Origin of the sequence: Pseudarcicella hirudinis (assembly GCF_900115665.1) — a bacterium.
Classification (GTDB): domain Bacteria; phylum Bacteroidota; class Bacteroidia; order Cytophagales; family Spirosomataceae; genus Pseudarcicella; species Pseudarcicella hirudinis.
Window position 1 is genome coordinate 52889 of sequence record NZ_FOXH01000012.1, and the last position, 15178, is coordinate 68066.

A 15178-nucleotide genomic window follows, 5' to 3' on the forward strand; every position below is an offset into this window, starting at 1 on the left:
TCCGCCGGCTTACAGGCTCAGGCCTGTATTAACTTCATATTATCGTCACTATTGCTTCTTAACATATGGAGCCAAAACATATTTGTTTTTGACAGTAATAACCTCTGCAATTTTAGCAAAAACCAATTTCGGAACTTCAATTTTATGATCAGCAACTTTCACATCAAAATTTGACGTAAGGGTTATTCTCTGATTTTCAACCGTAATTACACCTTTCAGGTCTCTGTCCATTGTAACCCCATGAACGGTAAATTTTCCTCTTGCAGTTACAGGGTAAGATCCGTTTTTGGTATAATTAATTGTTTCCAGAATTTTACCGGTAAAAGTCGCAGTCGGGTAAGTATCAGACTCTATATAACTTTCATTAAAATGCTCCTGCATCAGATTATTAGGAAAGTCAAAACTAGACATTTGCATACTTACAGCTACTTCTCCGTTAGAAGTATTCAGGATACATCCGACTGTTTTACTCACAGCAGAGATATCTTCAACAGGAGTGGAAGAGAAAAAAGAAGTTTCTCCTGATTGGGTTGCATAAAGCTGTCCAAAGGACTGGGTCGAAATCAGTAACATTGTACTGATCAGAATAACATATAGTTTTTTCATAGCATTCACTTTAGTTGAATATACGATAAATATCACTATTTGGTTTGCCTTGATATAAGACAATTAAATATACATAAAATACATTTTATTTGTTCATTTTTTTCGCTCTTTTATCAAGGCTAAATGTTCTGGCAATATTAAAGCCATAAAAGATATCTCCGCTACCCCATTCTCCTAATGTCTGAGCTATAAAATGACGTTCTATCATACCACGGGAGTTGGTAAAATGAAGCTGAAAAACATGCCCGCCGGTCTCAATATCAAAACCTATTGCTAAAGAATTATGATAAAGTCCTTTGGTAGTACCTTCCGGTTCCGATTGCAGGTTTGATAAATAATACTCAGCATTTAAGCTAAAACGTTTGGTCAGCTTGTATCTTCCTCCGAATCCGAGAGCGATCTGGTTATTTCTTGTTTCAGGCGTTTCTGCTTTGTTAAAATGCAGGATAGTCGGCATAATTTGCAGTGAGAGTTTATCACTGAACTTTCTGGCTATCAGAATCTGTCCGCAATAGGTTTGTCTTTCAGAATTATCATAAAACTTTACGGTTGTCCCTGATGGCATCACATATCCGGTTGGCATGGTATTGATTGCACCACTGGCATAGACGGTAACTGTTACAGGGGTAAATTTAGATTGACGGATCAATTTATATTTTCCATAATAATCATAGGTTTTTTCCTGAGAACTTCTTCCTATTCCAACAGTGAACCTGTCTGTAATTCCATATTCCAGTCCCAAACGAATTCTGGCTTCATCCAGTCCAAAAAAGTTGTCAATAAAACCTGAATTAACCGCTCCGAATCTATGCGAAATCCAGAAATTCAAATGGTTTTTGCTTACTGTTTCTATCGTCTGGCCATTAATAAGTCGTGTTGATTTAAACGTAGCTCTTGTATACTCCGTTTTTTCAGGAGTATTTCCGGCTAACATGTTCATCAGACTATCCTGCTGAGCCATAACAGTCATTGATTGAAGCAAAATCAGGGTAATTAGAAGTTTTTTCATGAAATATGATTCGTTTTGTGAGTAAAATAGGCCCTAAATGAAGCATGAAGGGCTTTTGACAGAAAGAACTAAGAAACTTTAACGGTAAGAATATTACCGTTTTGTGTAATGGGGTAGGTTGTCAGATTATTTCGGCCTTCAGCATTTAACCCTTTTCCATTATTATCATATTGAGCACCGTGAGCTGTACAGTAAAACCTGTTAGTTGCATAAGTAATTTCCAAGCGTTGCTCATGGCTGCAAACCAATGTCACTGCTACATACTTACTATCGCTGGTATAAGCAATTACAAGGTTATTATTCCGGTCAACTATGTATCCCCCTTTTGTCTTAAGTGCTGCATTGGCGGTACTGGATAAATCATAAGTAAAATCACCGGAAGGCGTTACTGCAGCTTCATTTTTACAGGAAGTCATTGTGACTCCGCAATAAACAGCCATCAGACTGGCACCGCTTAGTCCGAGTTTTTTAAGAAATTGTAAACGATCAATTTTTTCTGTTTGATTTTGTACTGACATGGTTTAAGGAATTTTGGTGGCAAAATGGACAAAATAATTTCGGTGGATTTTGATTACGCTGATTAAACAAATGCAATTTCAGGCAACTTTAACAGCTGCTGTCAAAAAATAATTTCTCCTGGTAAATTAAGTTCGGGAGGAATCCCAATGAAACTGTTTAAAGGTAAAATGAAGAGAATCGCTAACAGAGAAAGTCCCCTATTTTTGACTCCGGTGAAAACATGATTTTACAGGCATAGCCGGAATAATCATTTAAAACAGATGCAATAAAGGGTCGTTTTAACTGAGAGCATTTTTCAAAGTTCATAAGAGTCGCGGTTTAATTTAGTGTCAGGTTAATCAATCCTGTCTATCTAACGAAAAAATCAGTCATTTTCTATAATACGTCAGGTTTTTTCAAAGGTTGCGTTGCAAAAAAATGTTTTTCGGTTAAATAACAAAGAAAAAGGCCGCAATTCGAAGAATTACGGCCGGGTTGATGTTTTTTCAAATACTTAAATCAGATCATTCAGTGTTGTTCTTTCAAGAACGGCAAGGTTGGCATCACGCCATTTTTCCATTACATTCCTAAGTGAGCAAGTCTCCTCATCAACACAGTCGTCACATTTACCATAAAAGTGAAGTGATACACAAAGAGTAGGCGCAATCGGCCCGTCAATAATTCTGATAATTTTAGCGAAATTAACCTGCTCAGGAGGCATTCTTAAATAATATCCTCCCCCTTTGCCTTTCTGACTTTGTAAAATTCCATGATTACGAAGTTCAAGCAAAATGGCTTCAAGAAACTTTTTGGGGATATTCTCAGATTCAGCAATACTTGAAATCAATAAGGGTCCTTTCTCATACTCACGGGCAAGAACTTTTAAGGCTTTTAAAGCATATTTGGCTTTTTTAGAAATCATTGCGAAGTTGTTCTATTTATTTTATAGACCAAATCTAATCAAAAGTAGGCAATTCTCATAAGACAGCACTCTTCACCATTTCCAAATCGAATCGCTAAATAATCCGTAAAAAATGACTTTGAGACTGTCCGATTTTCCAGGCCGCTTTCATCATAAATCTGATTCCGACTCAATTTTGTTTTTTTTCTATAAATTATCAAACTAAATCAACAAATAATAACAAATATCAGTTTTCAGAAATGTAAGACTCTCTGCAATCCAATAAGGTTTCTTATTCCATTTCATCAGGAAACTTTTGATAAACAGATCAATAAATCTGCAATCGTCTTTCCCCGGCTATTAAAGATTTTCAACGATTCTCTGTTTTAACAATATTTTAGGCATAATTATTGACCCGACTTTTATCAAAGAGACTTCATTTCTTCTAAACCGCTAAATGAATATTGAAAGACTCTTTTACCGCTAAAGGATATAACCTGATTTTTCAGGAATACTTCTTTCGTAGTAATCAAAAAGTTTTTCACATGAAACCTTTATTCAAAACGCTGCTAGCTGTATTTACAGCAATTATAATAATCATCTCCTGTCAGCGGATAGATGATACAGAGTATTTTTTGTCAAAAGTACAGGCAGACTTCCCCAATAAAGTCGGGAATCAATGGACATATCTTGTTAAAGACAACATACAAAATATTGAGGCGGAAGTGACAGTAAGCATCGTAGGAAAAACCACAATTCCCACCGGTGAACAGGCAACCATATGGAAATATGTATATTTCAACAGAATCGATACAAACTACGTAGTCCAGCTTAAAGATACCATTAAAGTATATGAAAAGTATTTTCTCAGGAATCCTAATTCGACAACTTACAGGGGTGTGCTGAAGAAATATTATCTCTATCCCTTAAAATTGAACAATACCTGGGGAAGCACATTGAAAAATGAAATCCCGACCAAGGTAATTGAGCAAAAAAGTATTACCGTGAAATCGGGTACTTATGATAAAGCCTTTCACTTACAGACAACCGGAACAGCCTGCTGTAATTACTCTCTCTCGGAAGATGCCTGGCTTACACCCGGTGTTGGTCTCCTAAAACTTGATCGGTTAGAGAAGAAACCTGCCGTTTCAGATGATTCTTCCTGGGAATTGATCAACTGTAAACTTAAAGAACAATAAAATCCCTAGAAAACCCGGGCTTATTCTGCCTTTATACTTCTTCAGAACACATTCTGAATATTCAATCTGGTCGTCAGAAATCCCTTTCCATAGCTTTGGAATATTCCAAGATACTTCCATTCGGGCTATCATCCCGTCCAATATTATTTCTTAAAAATCTTCGGTAACAAATACAGATTAACTATGTTTTTCTGTTTTTTTTTTTCATATTAAATGTCTTAAAGTATAAACACAGAATTATTTTAAACTTTAACTAAGAATTTTTCAAAATTGGTAAAACCATTATTCACGAACTTTATAACTATGTTTTCAGAAAATGACATTGCGCAAATTCAGTCTCATGGCACTGATTTAAAAACAGTTAACCAACAAATCAAGCATTTCGTAGATGGCTTTCCCTTTATGAAGCTGGAAAAAGCAGCGACCGTTAATTCAGGAATAACGAGATTATCTGAGTTGGATTTAGCGAAATACATCTCTTTGTTTGAAAAAGAATCTTCAACACTTTCTTTGCTGAAATTTGTTCCTGCCTCCGGTGCTGCAACCAGAATGTTTAAGGCATTATTTGGCTTTCTGGAAAATGGAAAATCCGACAAATCAACAGATCAGTTCTTCGAGCGTCTTACCGATTTTGCTTTTTTTAATGACTTATCTGCTTTGCTTCCTCAAAATGCTGATCATAAGACAATTGCTGATTACTTTTTGACCGAAAAAGGGCTTGATTATGGCAATTTACCAAAGGGTCTGTTAAAATTTCACCCATACGAAACAGGTCCGAGAACTCCTGTTGAAGAGCATTTGGTTGAAGCTGCTCATTATGCAACAGGAAACGGCGTGGCAAAACTACATTTTACGGTTTCTCCGGAACATAAGAACAATTTCAATGATCTCATTACCAAAGTTCTGGAATCCTATAAAACAAAATTCGGCATTGATTATACTATTACTTTCTCTGAACAAAAATCATCAACGGATACCATTGCTGTAAATCCTGATAATACTCCTTTCAGAGAAAAAGATGATAGTCTTCTTTTCAGACCAGCCGGACATGGTGCTTTACTGGAAAATCTGAACGCTATCAGCGCAGATATCGTCTTCATTAAAAATATCGATAATGTGGTACCAGATCGTTTAAAGCAAACCACTTTCGATTATAAGAAGGCATTGGCAGGAATTCTTCTGGAGTATCAGACAAAGATTTTTGATTACCTGAAAAAACTTCAGTCGCCGGCATCGGATTCTTTATTGGAAGAAATTGCAGTATTTCTGGAAAATGAGCTCTGCATTCTCCCTGAGAAAGAATTATCTTCTCTTTCGAATGAAGAGAAAAGCCAGTATTTTATTACAAAGCTAAATCGCCCGATTCGTGTTTGCGGAGTAGTTCCGAATACAGGAGAACCAGGCGGTGGTCCGTTCTGGTGTAAAAATGCTGACAATACTACTTCTTTACAAATTGTGGAGTCAGCACAGGTTGACATGGATAATGCCGAACAAAAATCTATTTTCAATAACTCAACCCATTTTAATCCGGTTGACTTGATTTGTTCGTTAAAAGATCATTTGGGAAATGCATATGATTTATTGAATTTCCGTGATCCTAAAACCGGATTTATTACCGCAAAATCGAAAGATGGCAAAGACTTAAAAGCACAGGAATTACCAGGTTTATGGAACGGTTCGATGGCAGACTGGAATACATTTTTTGTAGAAGTACCGCTTATTACATTTAATCCTGTAAAAACTGTTAATGATTTGCTGAGAGAAGAACATCAGTAAATTTTAGGATTTTAAGGAATTTTAGCCAAAAAGGATTACACCTTCTTGGCTTTTTATTTCTCCTGATTGAGCAAAATTCGTTAATTTTACTGTCAGACCATACTCGGTTGCATTTATATGGAATCAGACATTTGGCTTTAGATTATTCGGGTCCGGGAAATTAAACCAGACTCTGCACTTGAAAAATAGTGTATTTGAGCAGAAAACGATATAAGAACATATGACTGAAGAGAAAGAAAAATCGCTGAATTTTATTGAAGAAATCGTAACAGAAGATTTAAAAGCCGGGAAAAACGGTGGGAAGATTGTTACACGTTTTCCTCCTGAACCAAATGGTTATCTGCATATTGGCCATGCTAAATCAATTTGTTTGAATTTTGGTTTGGCCGACAAATTCGGAGGAGAAACCAATCTTCGTTTTGACGATACAAACCCTGTAACTGAAGAAACAGAATACGTAGATTCTATCCGTGCAGACGTACGCTGGTTAGGTTTTGAGTGGGAAAATGAATTCTATACTTCAGATTATTTTGACAATCTTTACGAATTTGCCATTCAGTTAATTAAAAAAGGGCTGGCTTATGTTGATGACTCTTCAGCTGAGGAAATCGCCAATTTAAAAGGATCTCCTACTCAACCTGGATCAGATAGCCCGTTCCGCAATCGTTCTATAGAAGAAAACCTCGATTTGTTCCAGCGCATGCACGCCGGAGAGTTTCCTGACGGAGCAAAGGTATTGAGAGCCAAAATTGATATGGCTAATCCGAATATGCACCTGCGTGACCCTTTGATGTACCGTATTAAACATGCACATCACCATAGAACAGGCGACAAATGGTGTATTTACCCGATGTATGATTTTGCTCACGGACAATCTGATTCTATCGAAAGCATTACGCATTCAATTTGTACACTCGAATTTGATGTGCATCGTCCTTTATATGACTGGTATATAGAAAAGCTGGAGATTTTTCCTTCTCATCAGTACGAATTTGCCCGTTTGAATCTTTCTCATACTGTTATGAGTAAAAGAAAATTGCTGCAACTGGTACAGGAAGGAATCGTGAATGGCTGGGATGATCCGCGTATGCCAACAATCTCTGCATTACGCAGAAGAGGTTTTACGCCTTCTGCCATCAGAAATTTCTGCGAAAGAATTGGTGTAGCCAAACGTGATAATCTCATTGATGTCGGTTTATTGGAATTCTGTATCAGAGAGGATCTGAATAAGACTGCTGACAGAGTTATGGCCGTGCTTGATCCTTTAAAAGTAGTGATTACCAACTATCCTGAAGGGCAGGTTGAGGAAATGCATGTGGAAAACAATCCTGAGGATAAAGAATCCGGTTCAAGAATCGTTCCTTTCAGTCGTGAAATTTTCATTGAAAAAGAAGATTTTATGGAAGTGGCTCCGAAGAAATTCTTCCGTTTGGGCCCAGGCTTAATGGTTCGTTTAAAAGGAGCTTATATCATAAAATGTGATGATTTCGTGAAAGATGAAAACGGAGAAATTACAGAGATCCACTGCTCATATATTCCTGAAAGCCGCTCAGGATCAGATACTTCCGGCATAAATGTAAAAGGAACTATACATTGGGTTTCTGCTGCTCATGCCGAGAAAGCTGAGATCAGGTTATATGACCGTTTGCTGATCGTGGAAGATTCCAGCTCTGTAGGAAATGATTTTAAGAAATTCATTAACCCTGAGTCTTTAATAGTTATCCGGGATGTGCTGGTAGAACCAAGCTTAAAAGAGGCTGATTTAGGTACAAATTACCAATTTATCAGAAAAGGTTATTTCTGTCTGGATAAAGATTCTACTCCCGATGCGCTGGTTTTCAACCGTACGGTAACATTAAAAGATACCTGGGCAAAAGAGATGAAAAAATAAAAAAAAGGGCGAAACTGATTAATTTCGCCCTTTTTTTATACAGCAATTTGTCCAAAATATAAGACAAATCAATACACTGCCTTATAGTCAATAACAAAAGTTATCTGCGATGCCTTGCCTTTTTCTACTGTTACCGGGTAAATATTTCCTGCTATATCAAATGAATTGGCATAAAATCCTTTCTTATCTTCTTTCACAAATAATGAGTACTGGCCTTCAGGCAGATCTATGCAAAACTCTCCCTGCTCATTTGAAGTAACCTTTCCGATTAATTTTGTCGGTATAAACTGGTAAAAGCCATCTTTAGGTTTAGCAATTTCCATATTCGTTAATTCATAAATAAATAATTCCCTTACAACTGGTCTTCCCTGAGAAACAGGCCGGTCAGGAGAGGGCATCAGATTTCCTGCCTTCCACAAAATTTCACCACAAATCCCCTGTTTAACAGTCATTTCTTTAATTTTTACAGGTTGCTTTGATTGAATTTCAGACTTTTTCCGAGGTTTTTGACAACATAATGAATTCATTGATATTGTCAGAATTGATAAGATTAACCAGAATTTATTCATAGTAAAAAGAAATCCCTGAACTTTGAGCTTTCAAATCAACCTCACAGTTCAGGGATAATTATTGTTTGATAAAATTCTCAGACTATTTTCTCTTGAATAACGAATCTACAAACTCTTTCTTATTGAAAACCTGTAAATCTTCTATCTTTTCTCCGACACCAATGTATTTTACCGGAATCTTGAACTGATCTGAAATACCGATTACTACACCACCTTTGGCCGTCCCGTCAAGTTTTGTAATTGCTAAAGCCGTTACCTCAGTAACCTTTGTAAACTCCTGTGCCTGAATAAAAGCATTCTGACCCGTAGAGCCATCCAGAACCAATAAAACTTCATGAGGAGCATCAGGTATGACTTTCTGCATAACACGCTTAATCTTCGAAAGTTCATTCATAAGATTTACTTTGGTATGTAAACGTCCGGCGGTATCGATGATTACAATATCTGCATCCTGTTCCACCGCTTGTTTTACGGCATCATATGCTACTGAAGCAGGGTCAGTATTCATTCCATGATCAATTACCGGAATACCTACCCTTTGACCCCATAATTTAAGCTGATCTACTGCTGCCGCCCGGAAAGTATCTCCGGCACCTAATACGACCTTGTTTCCGGCCTGATGAAACTGAGAAGCCAATTTACCTATCGTGGTGGTTTTGCCTACACCATTCACGCCAACAACCATTAAAACAAAAGGTTTTTTGTCAGATTTGATGAAAGCATTTTCAACATCAGAGGATTTATTTTCAGCTAACAGTTCTGCGATTTCCTCCCGAAGAATTCCATCTAATTCATTCGTCGTCAGGAATTTATCTTTAGCAACCCTGTCTTCAATTCTTCTGATAATTTTGATGGTCGTTTCAACGCCTACATCTGATGAAATCAATATTTCCTCCAGTTCATCCAGAACATCTTCATCTACCTTTGATTTCCCTACAACTACACGGCTTAATTTTGAGAAAAAACCCTCTTTTGTCTTTTCAAGGCCTTTATCCAATGATTCCTTTTCTTCCTGCGCTAAGGGTGCTTCTTTTTTCTTAAAAAAATCAAATAATCCCATAAATAATATGACTGAGTGATTGAGTAATTGAAAATCAGGAAACTATGCAAAACTAAATTTGCTGTTTTTCCGGTTTTCTCTTAACAAAGATAAAACAAAAAAAGTCCCCCGAACTGATTAGACGGGGGACTTTCTGAGAAAATCTTTTATTTATAGTGTGTTTGTGAAAATTCACACAAGTATTGATTGCTTGTGTAAAAAACATCAGACTATAAAATTATCCTTTCAATGCGTTAACCGCTTCGTCTTGCAAAACGATTTCTTCTTTGAAAGTGTAAGCTCCTGTTACAGGATTCTTTACAGCTTTGATAATTTTTGCGTATTTAACGCCACCTTCTTTCTTAAGGGTTGCAACTACTTTCTTTGCCATTTTTAGATACGTTAATAGTTATTCATTAATCTGTTATTGTTATGTTTTCCGATAACTTTATAACCGATAACTGATAACTGAATAAAAATTACTTGATTTCTTTATGAACAGTTACTTTTTTCAAGAACGGATTATATTTCTTCAACTCGATACGAGCTGTTGTGTTTTTACGATTCTTGGTAGTGATGTAACGAGACATGCCTGGAACACCTGTAGCCTTTTGCTCAGTACATTCCAAAATTACCTGGATTCTATTGCCTTTCTTAGCCATTGCTTTGTTGTATGTTTTATGTATATAAGCCAAATCTACCAAAGGCACCTGGCTACTCTTTTCAAATTAGGACTGCAAAGGTAGTAAGTTTTTGAGCTATAGCAAAATAAGTTCATAACTTTTTATGTAAAATGTTTCAAAATACCTAAAAATTTCGGAAAGTTTTTTTTAAATCCGGATTCCGGGTCAAATTTGCTTCTCATAACAGGACATTTACGTTTAAATTTTACGAATTTTACAGTATGAATAAAGTCCAGTATCAGTTTCGCCCTGAAAACTTTAAACTTTCTGACCCGAACAAGTATCAATTAGAGAACCTGAAGTCAGAAGAAATGATATTATCCCTTGGTCCTCAGCACCCTTCAACACACGGAGTATTACGGGTTGAAGTTATTTCTGACGGGGAATTGATCGTTGATGTTGTTCCGCATCTGGGCTATTTACACAGGTGTTTTGAGAAACATGCTGAGTCTTTGCCTTTCAACCAGATCATTCCATACGTTGACAGAATGGACTATCTGGCAGCCATGAATTCTGAACATGCGTATGCCATGGGGGTTGAGAAAATGCTCGGAATTGATAAAGATATTCCGAAAAGAACTGAATACGTCAGGGTTTTAGTTTCTGAACTAAACAGATTGGCTTCACATTTCGTGGCGATCGGAACTTATGGCCTGGATATTGGGGCGTATACTCCGTTTTTATGGCTCATGCGTGACCGCGAGCACATTCAACGCTTACTCGAATGGGTGTCAGGTGCCAGAATGCTCTATAACTATGTGTGGATCGGCGGGCTTTTTTATGACCTGCCTCTGGGTTTTGAAGAACGTTGCAAGGAATTTATTAATTACCTGAAGCCCAAGATGACAGAGTTAAAACAGCTTGTTATCGAAAATAAAATATTTGTTCAGCGTACCGCCAATGTAGGTGTTTTGCCAATGGATCTTGCCATAAATTATGGTTGTACCGGTCCGGTACTGAGAGGATCCGGTTTAAAATTTGACCTCAGAAAAGTAGATGCCTATTCTGTCTATCCTGAAATCGATTTTGATATTCCGGTTGGAAAAGGAGAAATGGGTACTAAAGGTGATTGCTGGGACAGAAATTATGTCAGGGTGCTGGAATGTGATGAGTCTATCAAAATCATTGAACAATGTCTTGAGCAATTGATCGGAACCCATAAACGCACTGTAGATTTTGACCCTCAGGCTTTGGTTCCAAAGAAAATTCGCCCGCAGGCTATGGATTTCTATACCAGAGCAGAAAACCCCAAAGGAGAACTGGGATTTTTCTTCCGGACGGATGGTCGTTCGGATGTACCTTTAAGATTAAAAGCCAGAGCATGTTCGTTTCATAATCTTTCTGTATTACATGAAATCAGTAAGGGAGCCATGCTGGCTGATCTTGTGGCTATTATTGGTTCTCTAGATTTGGTGATGGGAGAGGTTGACCGTTAATTTGCTAAAAAATGCTATCTTTATTTCATTATAATTGAACAGATAACAAGCCTGTTCAATTCTTCAACAATCTTAAAAAATGTTCAATTTAGATCCCGATAAAACATACCCCAAAAAGTTATATTCAAAGTCAGTAATCCGTTTTCAGGACTGTGATCCTTTGAAACACCTGAACAATGCAAAGTATTTTGACTACTTTTTTAATGCGAGAGAAGATCAGGTAGCAGCGGTTTATAAGTTTGATTACAATGATTATTTCGAGCATAACATGACCTCCTGGGTGGTTTACAACCATCAGATAGCTTACATTAATTCTGCTAAAGTAAGCGAATGGGTCACCATTATTTCTTCCGTGATTTATTTCAATGAAAATACAATGGTTACCGAATGCGTCATGACGGACGAAAGTCGTCAGGTTCTGAAAGCGGTAATCTGGACGACGTCCAAATATATTGACGTTTTAACCGGAAAGAAAACAGATCATCAGCCTGAAGTAACTAAGTTTCTTGAAACAATTTGTGCAGAAGGCATTGATTTTGAAAACATTACATTCAACTCCCGCATCAAAATCATTAAACAGGAGTTAAAAGACGGTACTTTTATTTAAGAATTGGTTTTCCTGATTTTTTCAACAAAACGACCCGATTGCTATGAACAAATTTCTTGTGTTGATTGTAATTTTCTTTTCATCCGTAGTTTTTGCCAAAGCTCAGAAAATCTGCTTTTACAATGGGAAAATTTATACGGTAGATTCCAGAAACTCCACGGTCGAAGCAGTTGTTGTTCAAAACGGAAAAATAATTTACGCAGGAAACAGTCCTGAGGCCCGTTCAGTGTGGTCAGACAGTCGTACCAGAATGGTAAATCTGGAAGGCAAATTAATGCTTCCCGGTTTTATCGATAATCATACGCACTTTGCAGATGGCGGCATGTATCTGCTCGGAGTGAATCTGCGGGAAGCAAAATCAACCGCTGAATTCAAAAGTATTTTAAAACAATATGTTGCAAGCCATAAAGGAGAATGGATTAAATCAGGAAACTGGGATCATGAAGCCTGGGAAGTAAAAGAGCTTCCTACCAGGGAAATGATTGATGATTTTTCGGCAGATACACCCATTTTTGTTGACCGCTTTGACGGCCATATGGCACTGGCCAATTCCAAAGCTTTGGCGCTGGCCGGGATCACCAAAGACAGTCAGTCGCCTGACGGTGGTGAGATTGTAAAAGACCCTAAAACAGGAGAACCAACAGGGATATTGAAAGATGCTGCCATTCCATTGATGTATAAAGTTATTCCTCCTCCTACACCTGAACAAAAATTAAAATATATTCAAAGAGCTTTACAGGAGGCCCGGGAAAACGGAATCACAAGTGTTCATGACATTACATTTCAGCCAGATCTGATTGCTTATCAAAAGCTTGAAAAGGAAGATAAACTTACCTGCAGATTCTATACCAGACTTCCTCTCGAAATTTATGAAAATCTTGTAAAAACAGGTATTCAGGCCGGGTTTGGTTCTGAAAAAATAAAATTAGGTTCTTTAAAGGCCTATGCTGACGGCTCTCTTGGTTCGAGTACTGCGTTAATGTTTAAACCTTATAACCAAAATCCCAATACCCGTGGACTTGCTTCTGACATTGTGATAAATGGCAATCTTCGGAAATGGGCTTTGGATGCGGATTTAAATCATTTACAACTTTCAGTTCATGCTATTGGAGATTCTGCCAATTATCTGATGCTGAAGTTATTTGAGGAAATCACTGATAAAAACCCAAAATGGGACAGAAGATTCAGAATTGAACATGCACAACATGTTCGTTTTGAAGATATTCCAAGATTTGCAAAACTGGGTGTCATTGCTTCCGTACAGCCATATCACTGCATTGATGATGGTGTCTGGGCTGCCAAACGCATTGGTGCGCGTATTGATTACACACATCCGTACAAATCTTTTCTGGAGGCGGGTGTCAAATTATGTATGGGATCAGACTGGTCGGTAGCTCCTCTTAATGCGATATATGGAATTTATGCGGCAGTAACCCGAAGAACCGTTGACGGAGCCAATCCGATGGGATGGATTCCCAAACAAAAAATACCTGTACAGGAAGCGATCAAAGGTTATACCATCAACAATGCATTTGCCGCTTTTGAAGAAAAAATCAAAGGATCTATCGAAGTTGGTAAAATGGCTGACATGGTTGTCCTCTCAGAAGATATTTTAACCATTCAACCAGAAAAGATTCGGGATGTAAAGGTAGTTATGACTATTTTTGACGGTAATATTGTTTATGAAAAGAAATAGGTCATTTTAAAGAAACAGAAGACTTCAAAAAAGGCATTTTGAAAATTACTCGAAGCCTGAAACAAAATCCATGAATGAAATCAACGAGCTTTGGAAATATCTTACAGATTCCGAAGAAATCATACGTGCCGGATTAATAGTTATTACCCTGATTGTCTTTGCTGAAAACGGCTTGTTTTTCGCTTTTTTTCTTCCCGGCGATTATCTCCTTTTTCTTACCGGAGTTTTCGGAGGAACCGGTGTACTGAAAGAACCTTTAGGCGTTATTCTGCTAACAATCTTTACGGCAGCTTTTCTAGGTTCACTAACCGGTTATCTGACCGGAAGATTTTTTGGCAATTCTCTTCAAAATCGAAAAGAAAGCTGGTTTTTTAAGAAAAAGAATCTGGAAAATACCAATCAGTTTTTTGAAAAAAACGGAAGCCTTACATTGATTATTAGTCGTTTTTTGCCGGTAGTTCGTACTTTTGCCCCAATTCTCGCCGGAATCAGTCAGATGAGTTTTCCTAAATTCTTATTTTACAATGCTGCCGGAGGAGCTATCTGGGTTTGTGTACTGGTGGCGGGCGGGTATTATCTGGGAGAACAGTTTCCCTGGATAGTTAACTATGTACACTATGTCATTATTTTCTTCCTGGCCATTACTACTTTTACGGTAGTTAAAGGTTATTTAAACATTAGCAAAAAATAATATTGAGCACCCGCTTCTGATTTCGATCAGATTATTTCAGGTAAAACGTTTTCTATCATGGTATCAGATTTTGGTTATATCCTTTTATTTATCATTACTGCTGTTACATTCTGCGCTGTTGCACTGGGCGGAGCATTTATGTTACGACCAAACCGACCAAATATAGAAAAATTATCTACCTACGAGTCAGGCGAGGCACCTGACGGAAATGCGAGCGTGAGATTTAATATCAGGTTTTATATCATTGCCCTTCTTTTTGTACTTTTCGATGTTGAGTTAGTTTTTTTATTCCCTTGGGCTACCGTTTTTGGCAACAAAATTCTTATTGAAGAAACTGATGGTGTCTGGGGTTGGTTTGCACTTTCAGAAATGTTCATTTTTATTGGCATTCTTACCTTAGGACTGGCATATGCCTGGGTAAAAGGATATCTTGACTGGGCAAGACCTGTCGTTAAAAACAGCAATTATCAGTCTAAAATCCCTGCATCAGCCTACGAAAAAATTAATCAGAAATACTAATTCAAAAAAAAATCAGTATTTAAATGTTACCAAATCTACCATTCCCCGTCTCAAATAA

General features: G+C 37.4%; 16 protein-coding genes. 8 read left to right on the plus strand and 8 right to left on the minus strand.

Annotation, left to right across the window (positions count from 1 at the left end; all coding sequences use genetic code 11):
• Positions 1 to 48: 48 nt before the first annotated feature.
• From BM179_RS18185 to BM179_RS18200, 4 genes are all read right to left on the minus strand, one after another.
• Positions 49 to 606, minus strand: a complete 558-nt coding sequence (locus tag BM179_RS18185) for a YceI family protein (protein ID WP_092018591.1) — start codon at positions 604 to 606, stop codon at positions 49 to 51.
• 85 nt (positions 607 to 691) lie between these two features.
• Positions 692 to 1615 (minus strand): DUF5777 family beta-barrel protein, encoded by a 924-nt coding sequence (locus BM179_RS18190; RefSeq protein ID WP_092018592.1) that lies wholly within the window; start codon positions 1613 to 1615, stop codon positions 692 to 694.
• Between the two features lie 68 nt (positions 1616 to 1683).
• A complete protein-coding gene (locus tag BM179_RS18195; protein ID WP_092018593.1) occupies positions 1684 to 2133 on the minus strand; it encodes a QcrA and Rieske domain-containing protein in 450 nt (149 codons plus the stop codon).
• 494 nt (positions 2134 to 2627) lie between these two features.
• Positions 2628 to 3035, minus strand: a complete 408-nt coding sequence (locus BM179_RS18200; RefSeq protein ID WP_092018594.1) for an RrF2 family transcriptional regulator — start codon at positions 3033 to 3035, stop codon at positions 2628 to 2630.
• Between the two features lie 524 nt (positions 3036 to 3559).
• On the opposite strand from BM179_RS18200, the gene BM179_RS18205 reads away from it, so the two are divergent.
• From BM179_RS18205 to BM179_RS18215, 3 genes are all read left to right on the plus strand, one after another.
• Positions 3560 to 4213 carry a hypothetical protein gene (locus BM179_RS18205; protein WP_143095263.1) on the plus strand — a complete coding sequence of 218 codons (654 nt, stop codon included), beginning with the start codon at positions 3560 to 3562 and terminating at the stop codon, positions 4211 to 4213.
• A 303-nt stretch (positions 4214 to 4516) separates the two neighbouring features.
• A complete protein-coding gene (locus BM179_RS18210; protein WP_092018596.1) occupies positions 4517 to 5989 on the plus strand; it encodes a DUF4301 family protein in 1473 nt (490 codons plus the stop codon).
• 220 nt (positions 5990 to 6209) lie between these two features.
• Complete coding sequence (locus BM179_RS18215; protein WP_092018597.1) at positions 6210 to 7880, plus strand: glutamine--tRNA ligase/YqeY domain fusion protein; 1671 nt, start codon at positions 6210 to 6212, stop codon at positions 7878 to 7880.
• Between the two features lie 68 nt (positions 7881 to 7948).
• Here the strand turns inward: BM179_RS18215 and BM179_RS18220 are convergent, their stop codons facing one another.
• From BM179_RS18220 to rpmG, 4 genes are all read right to left on the minus strand, one after another.
• Complete coding sequence (locus BM179_RS18220; RefSeq protein ID WP_143095264.1) at positions 7949 to 8332, minus strand: carboxypeptidase regulatory-like domain-containing protein; 384 nt, start codon at positions 8330 to 8332, stop codon at positions 7949 to 7951.
• Between the two features lie 199 nt (positions 8333 to 8531).
• On the minus strand, positions 8532 to 9509 hold the full coding sequence (ftsY, locus tag BM179_RS18225) for a signal recognition particle-docking protein FtsY (protein ID WP_092018599.1): 978 nt from the start codon (positions 9507 to 9509) through the stop codon (positions 8532 to 8534).
• A 217-nt stretch (positions 9510 to 9726) separates the two neighbouring features.
• On the minus strand, positions 9727 to 9879 hold the full coding sequence (locus BM179_RS18230; RefSeq protein ID WP_092018600.1) for a DUF4295 domain-containing protein: 153 nt from the start codon (positions 9877 to 9879) through the stop codon (positions 9727 to 9729).
• Positions 9880 to 9967: 88 nt separating this feature from the next.
• Entirely contained in the window at positions 9968 to 10150 is a 183-nt protein-coding gene (gene rpmG, locus BM179_RS18235; protein WP_092018711.1) for a 50S ribosomal protein L33, read from the minus strand.
• 242 nt (positions 10151 to 10392) lie between these two features.
• On the opposite strand from rpmG, the gene BM179_RS18240 reads away from it, so the two are divergent.
• The 5 genes from BM179_RS18240 to BM179_RS18260 all read left to right on the plus strand — a co-directional run bounded on the left by BM179_RS18240 (position 10393) and on the right by BM179_RS18260 (position 15120).
• Positions 10393 to 11607 carry an NADH-quinone oxidoreductase subunit D gene (locus BM179_RS18240; RefSeq protein ID WP_092018601.1) on the plus strand — a complete coding sequence of 405 codons (1215 nt, stop codon included), beginning with the start codon at positions 10393 to 10395 and terminating at the stop codon, positions 11605 to 11607.
• Positions 11608 to 11686: 79 nt separating this feature from the next.
• Positions 11687 to 12214, plus strand: a complete 528-nt coding sequence (locus tag BM179_RS18245; protein ID WP_092018602.1) for an acyl-CoA thioesterase — start codon at positions 11687 to 11689, stop codon at positions 12212 to 12214.
• 43 nt (positions 12215 to 12257) lie between these two features.
• Positions 12258 to 13910, plus strand: coding sequence for an amidohydrolase (locus BM179_RS18250; RefSeq protein WP_092018603.1), 1653 nt, complete (start codon positions 12258 to 12260; stop codon positions 13908 to 13910).
• A gap of 70 nt (positions 13911 to 13980) precedes the next feature.
• Positions 13981 to 14601 carry a DedA family protein gene (locus BM179_RS18255; protein WP_092018604.1) on the plus strand — a complete coding sequence of 207 codons (621 nt, stop codon included), beginning with the start codon at positions 13981 to 13983 and terminating at the stop codon, positions 14599 to 14601.
• 57 nt (positions 14602 to 14658) lie between these two features.
• Positions 14659 to 15120, plus strand: coding sequence for an NADH-quinone oxidoreductase subunit A (locus BM179_RS18260; RefSeq protein ID WP_092018605.1), 462 nt, complete (start codon positions 14659 to 14661; stop codon positions 15118 to 15120).
• Positions 15121 to 15178 lie beyond the last annotated feature (58 nt).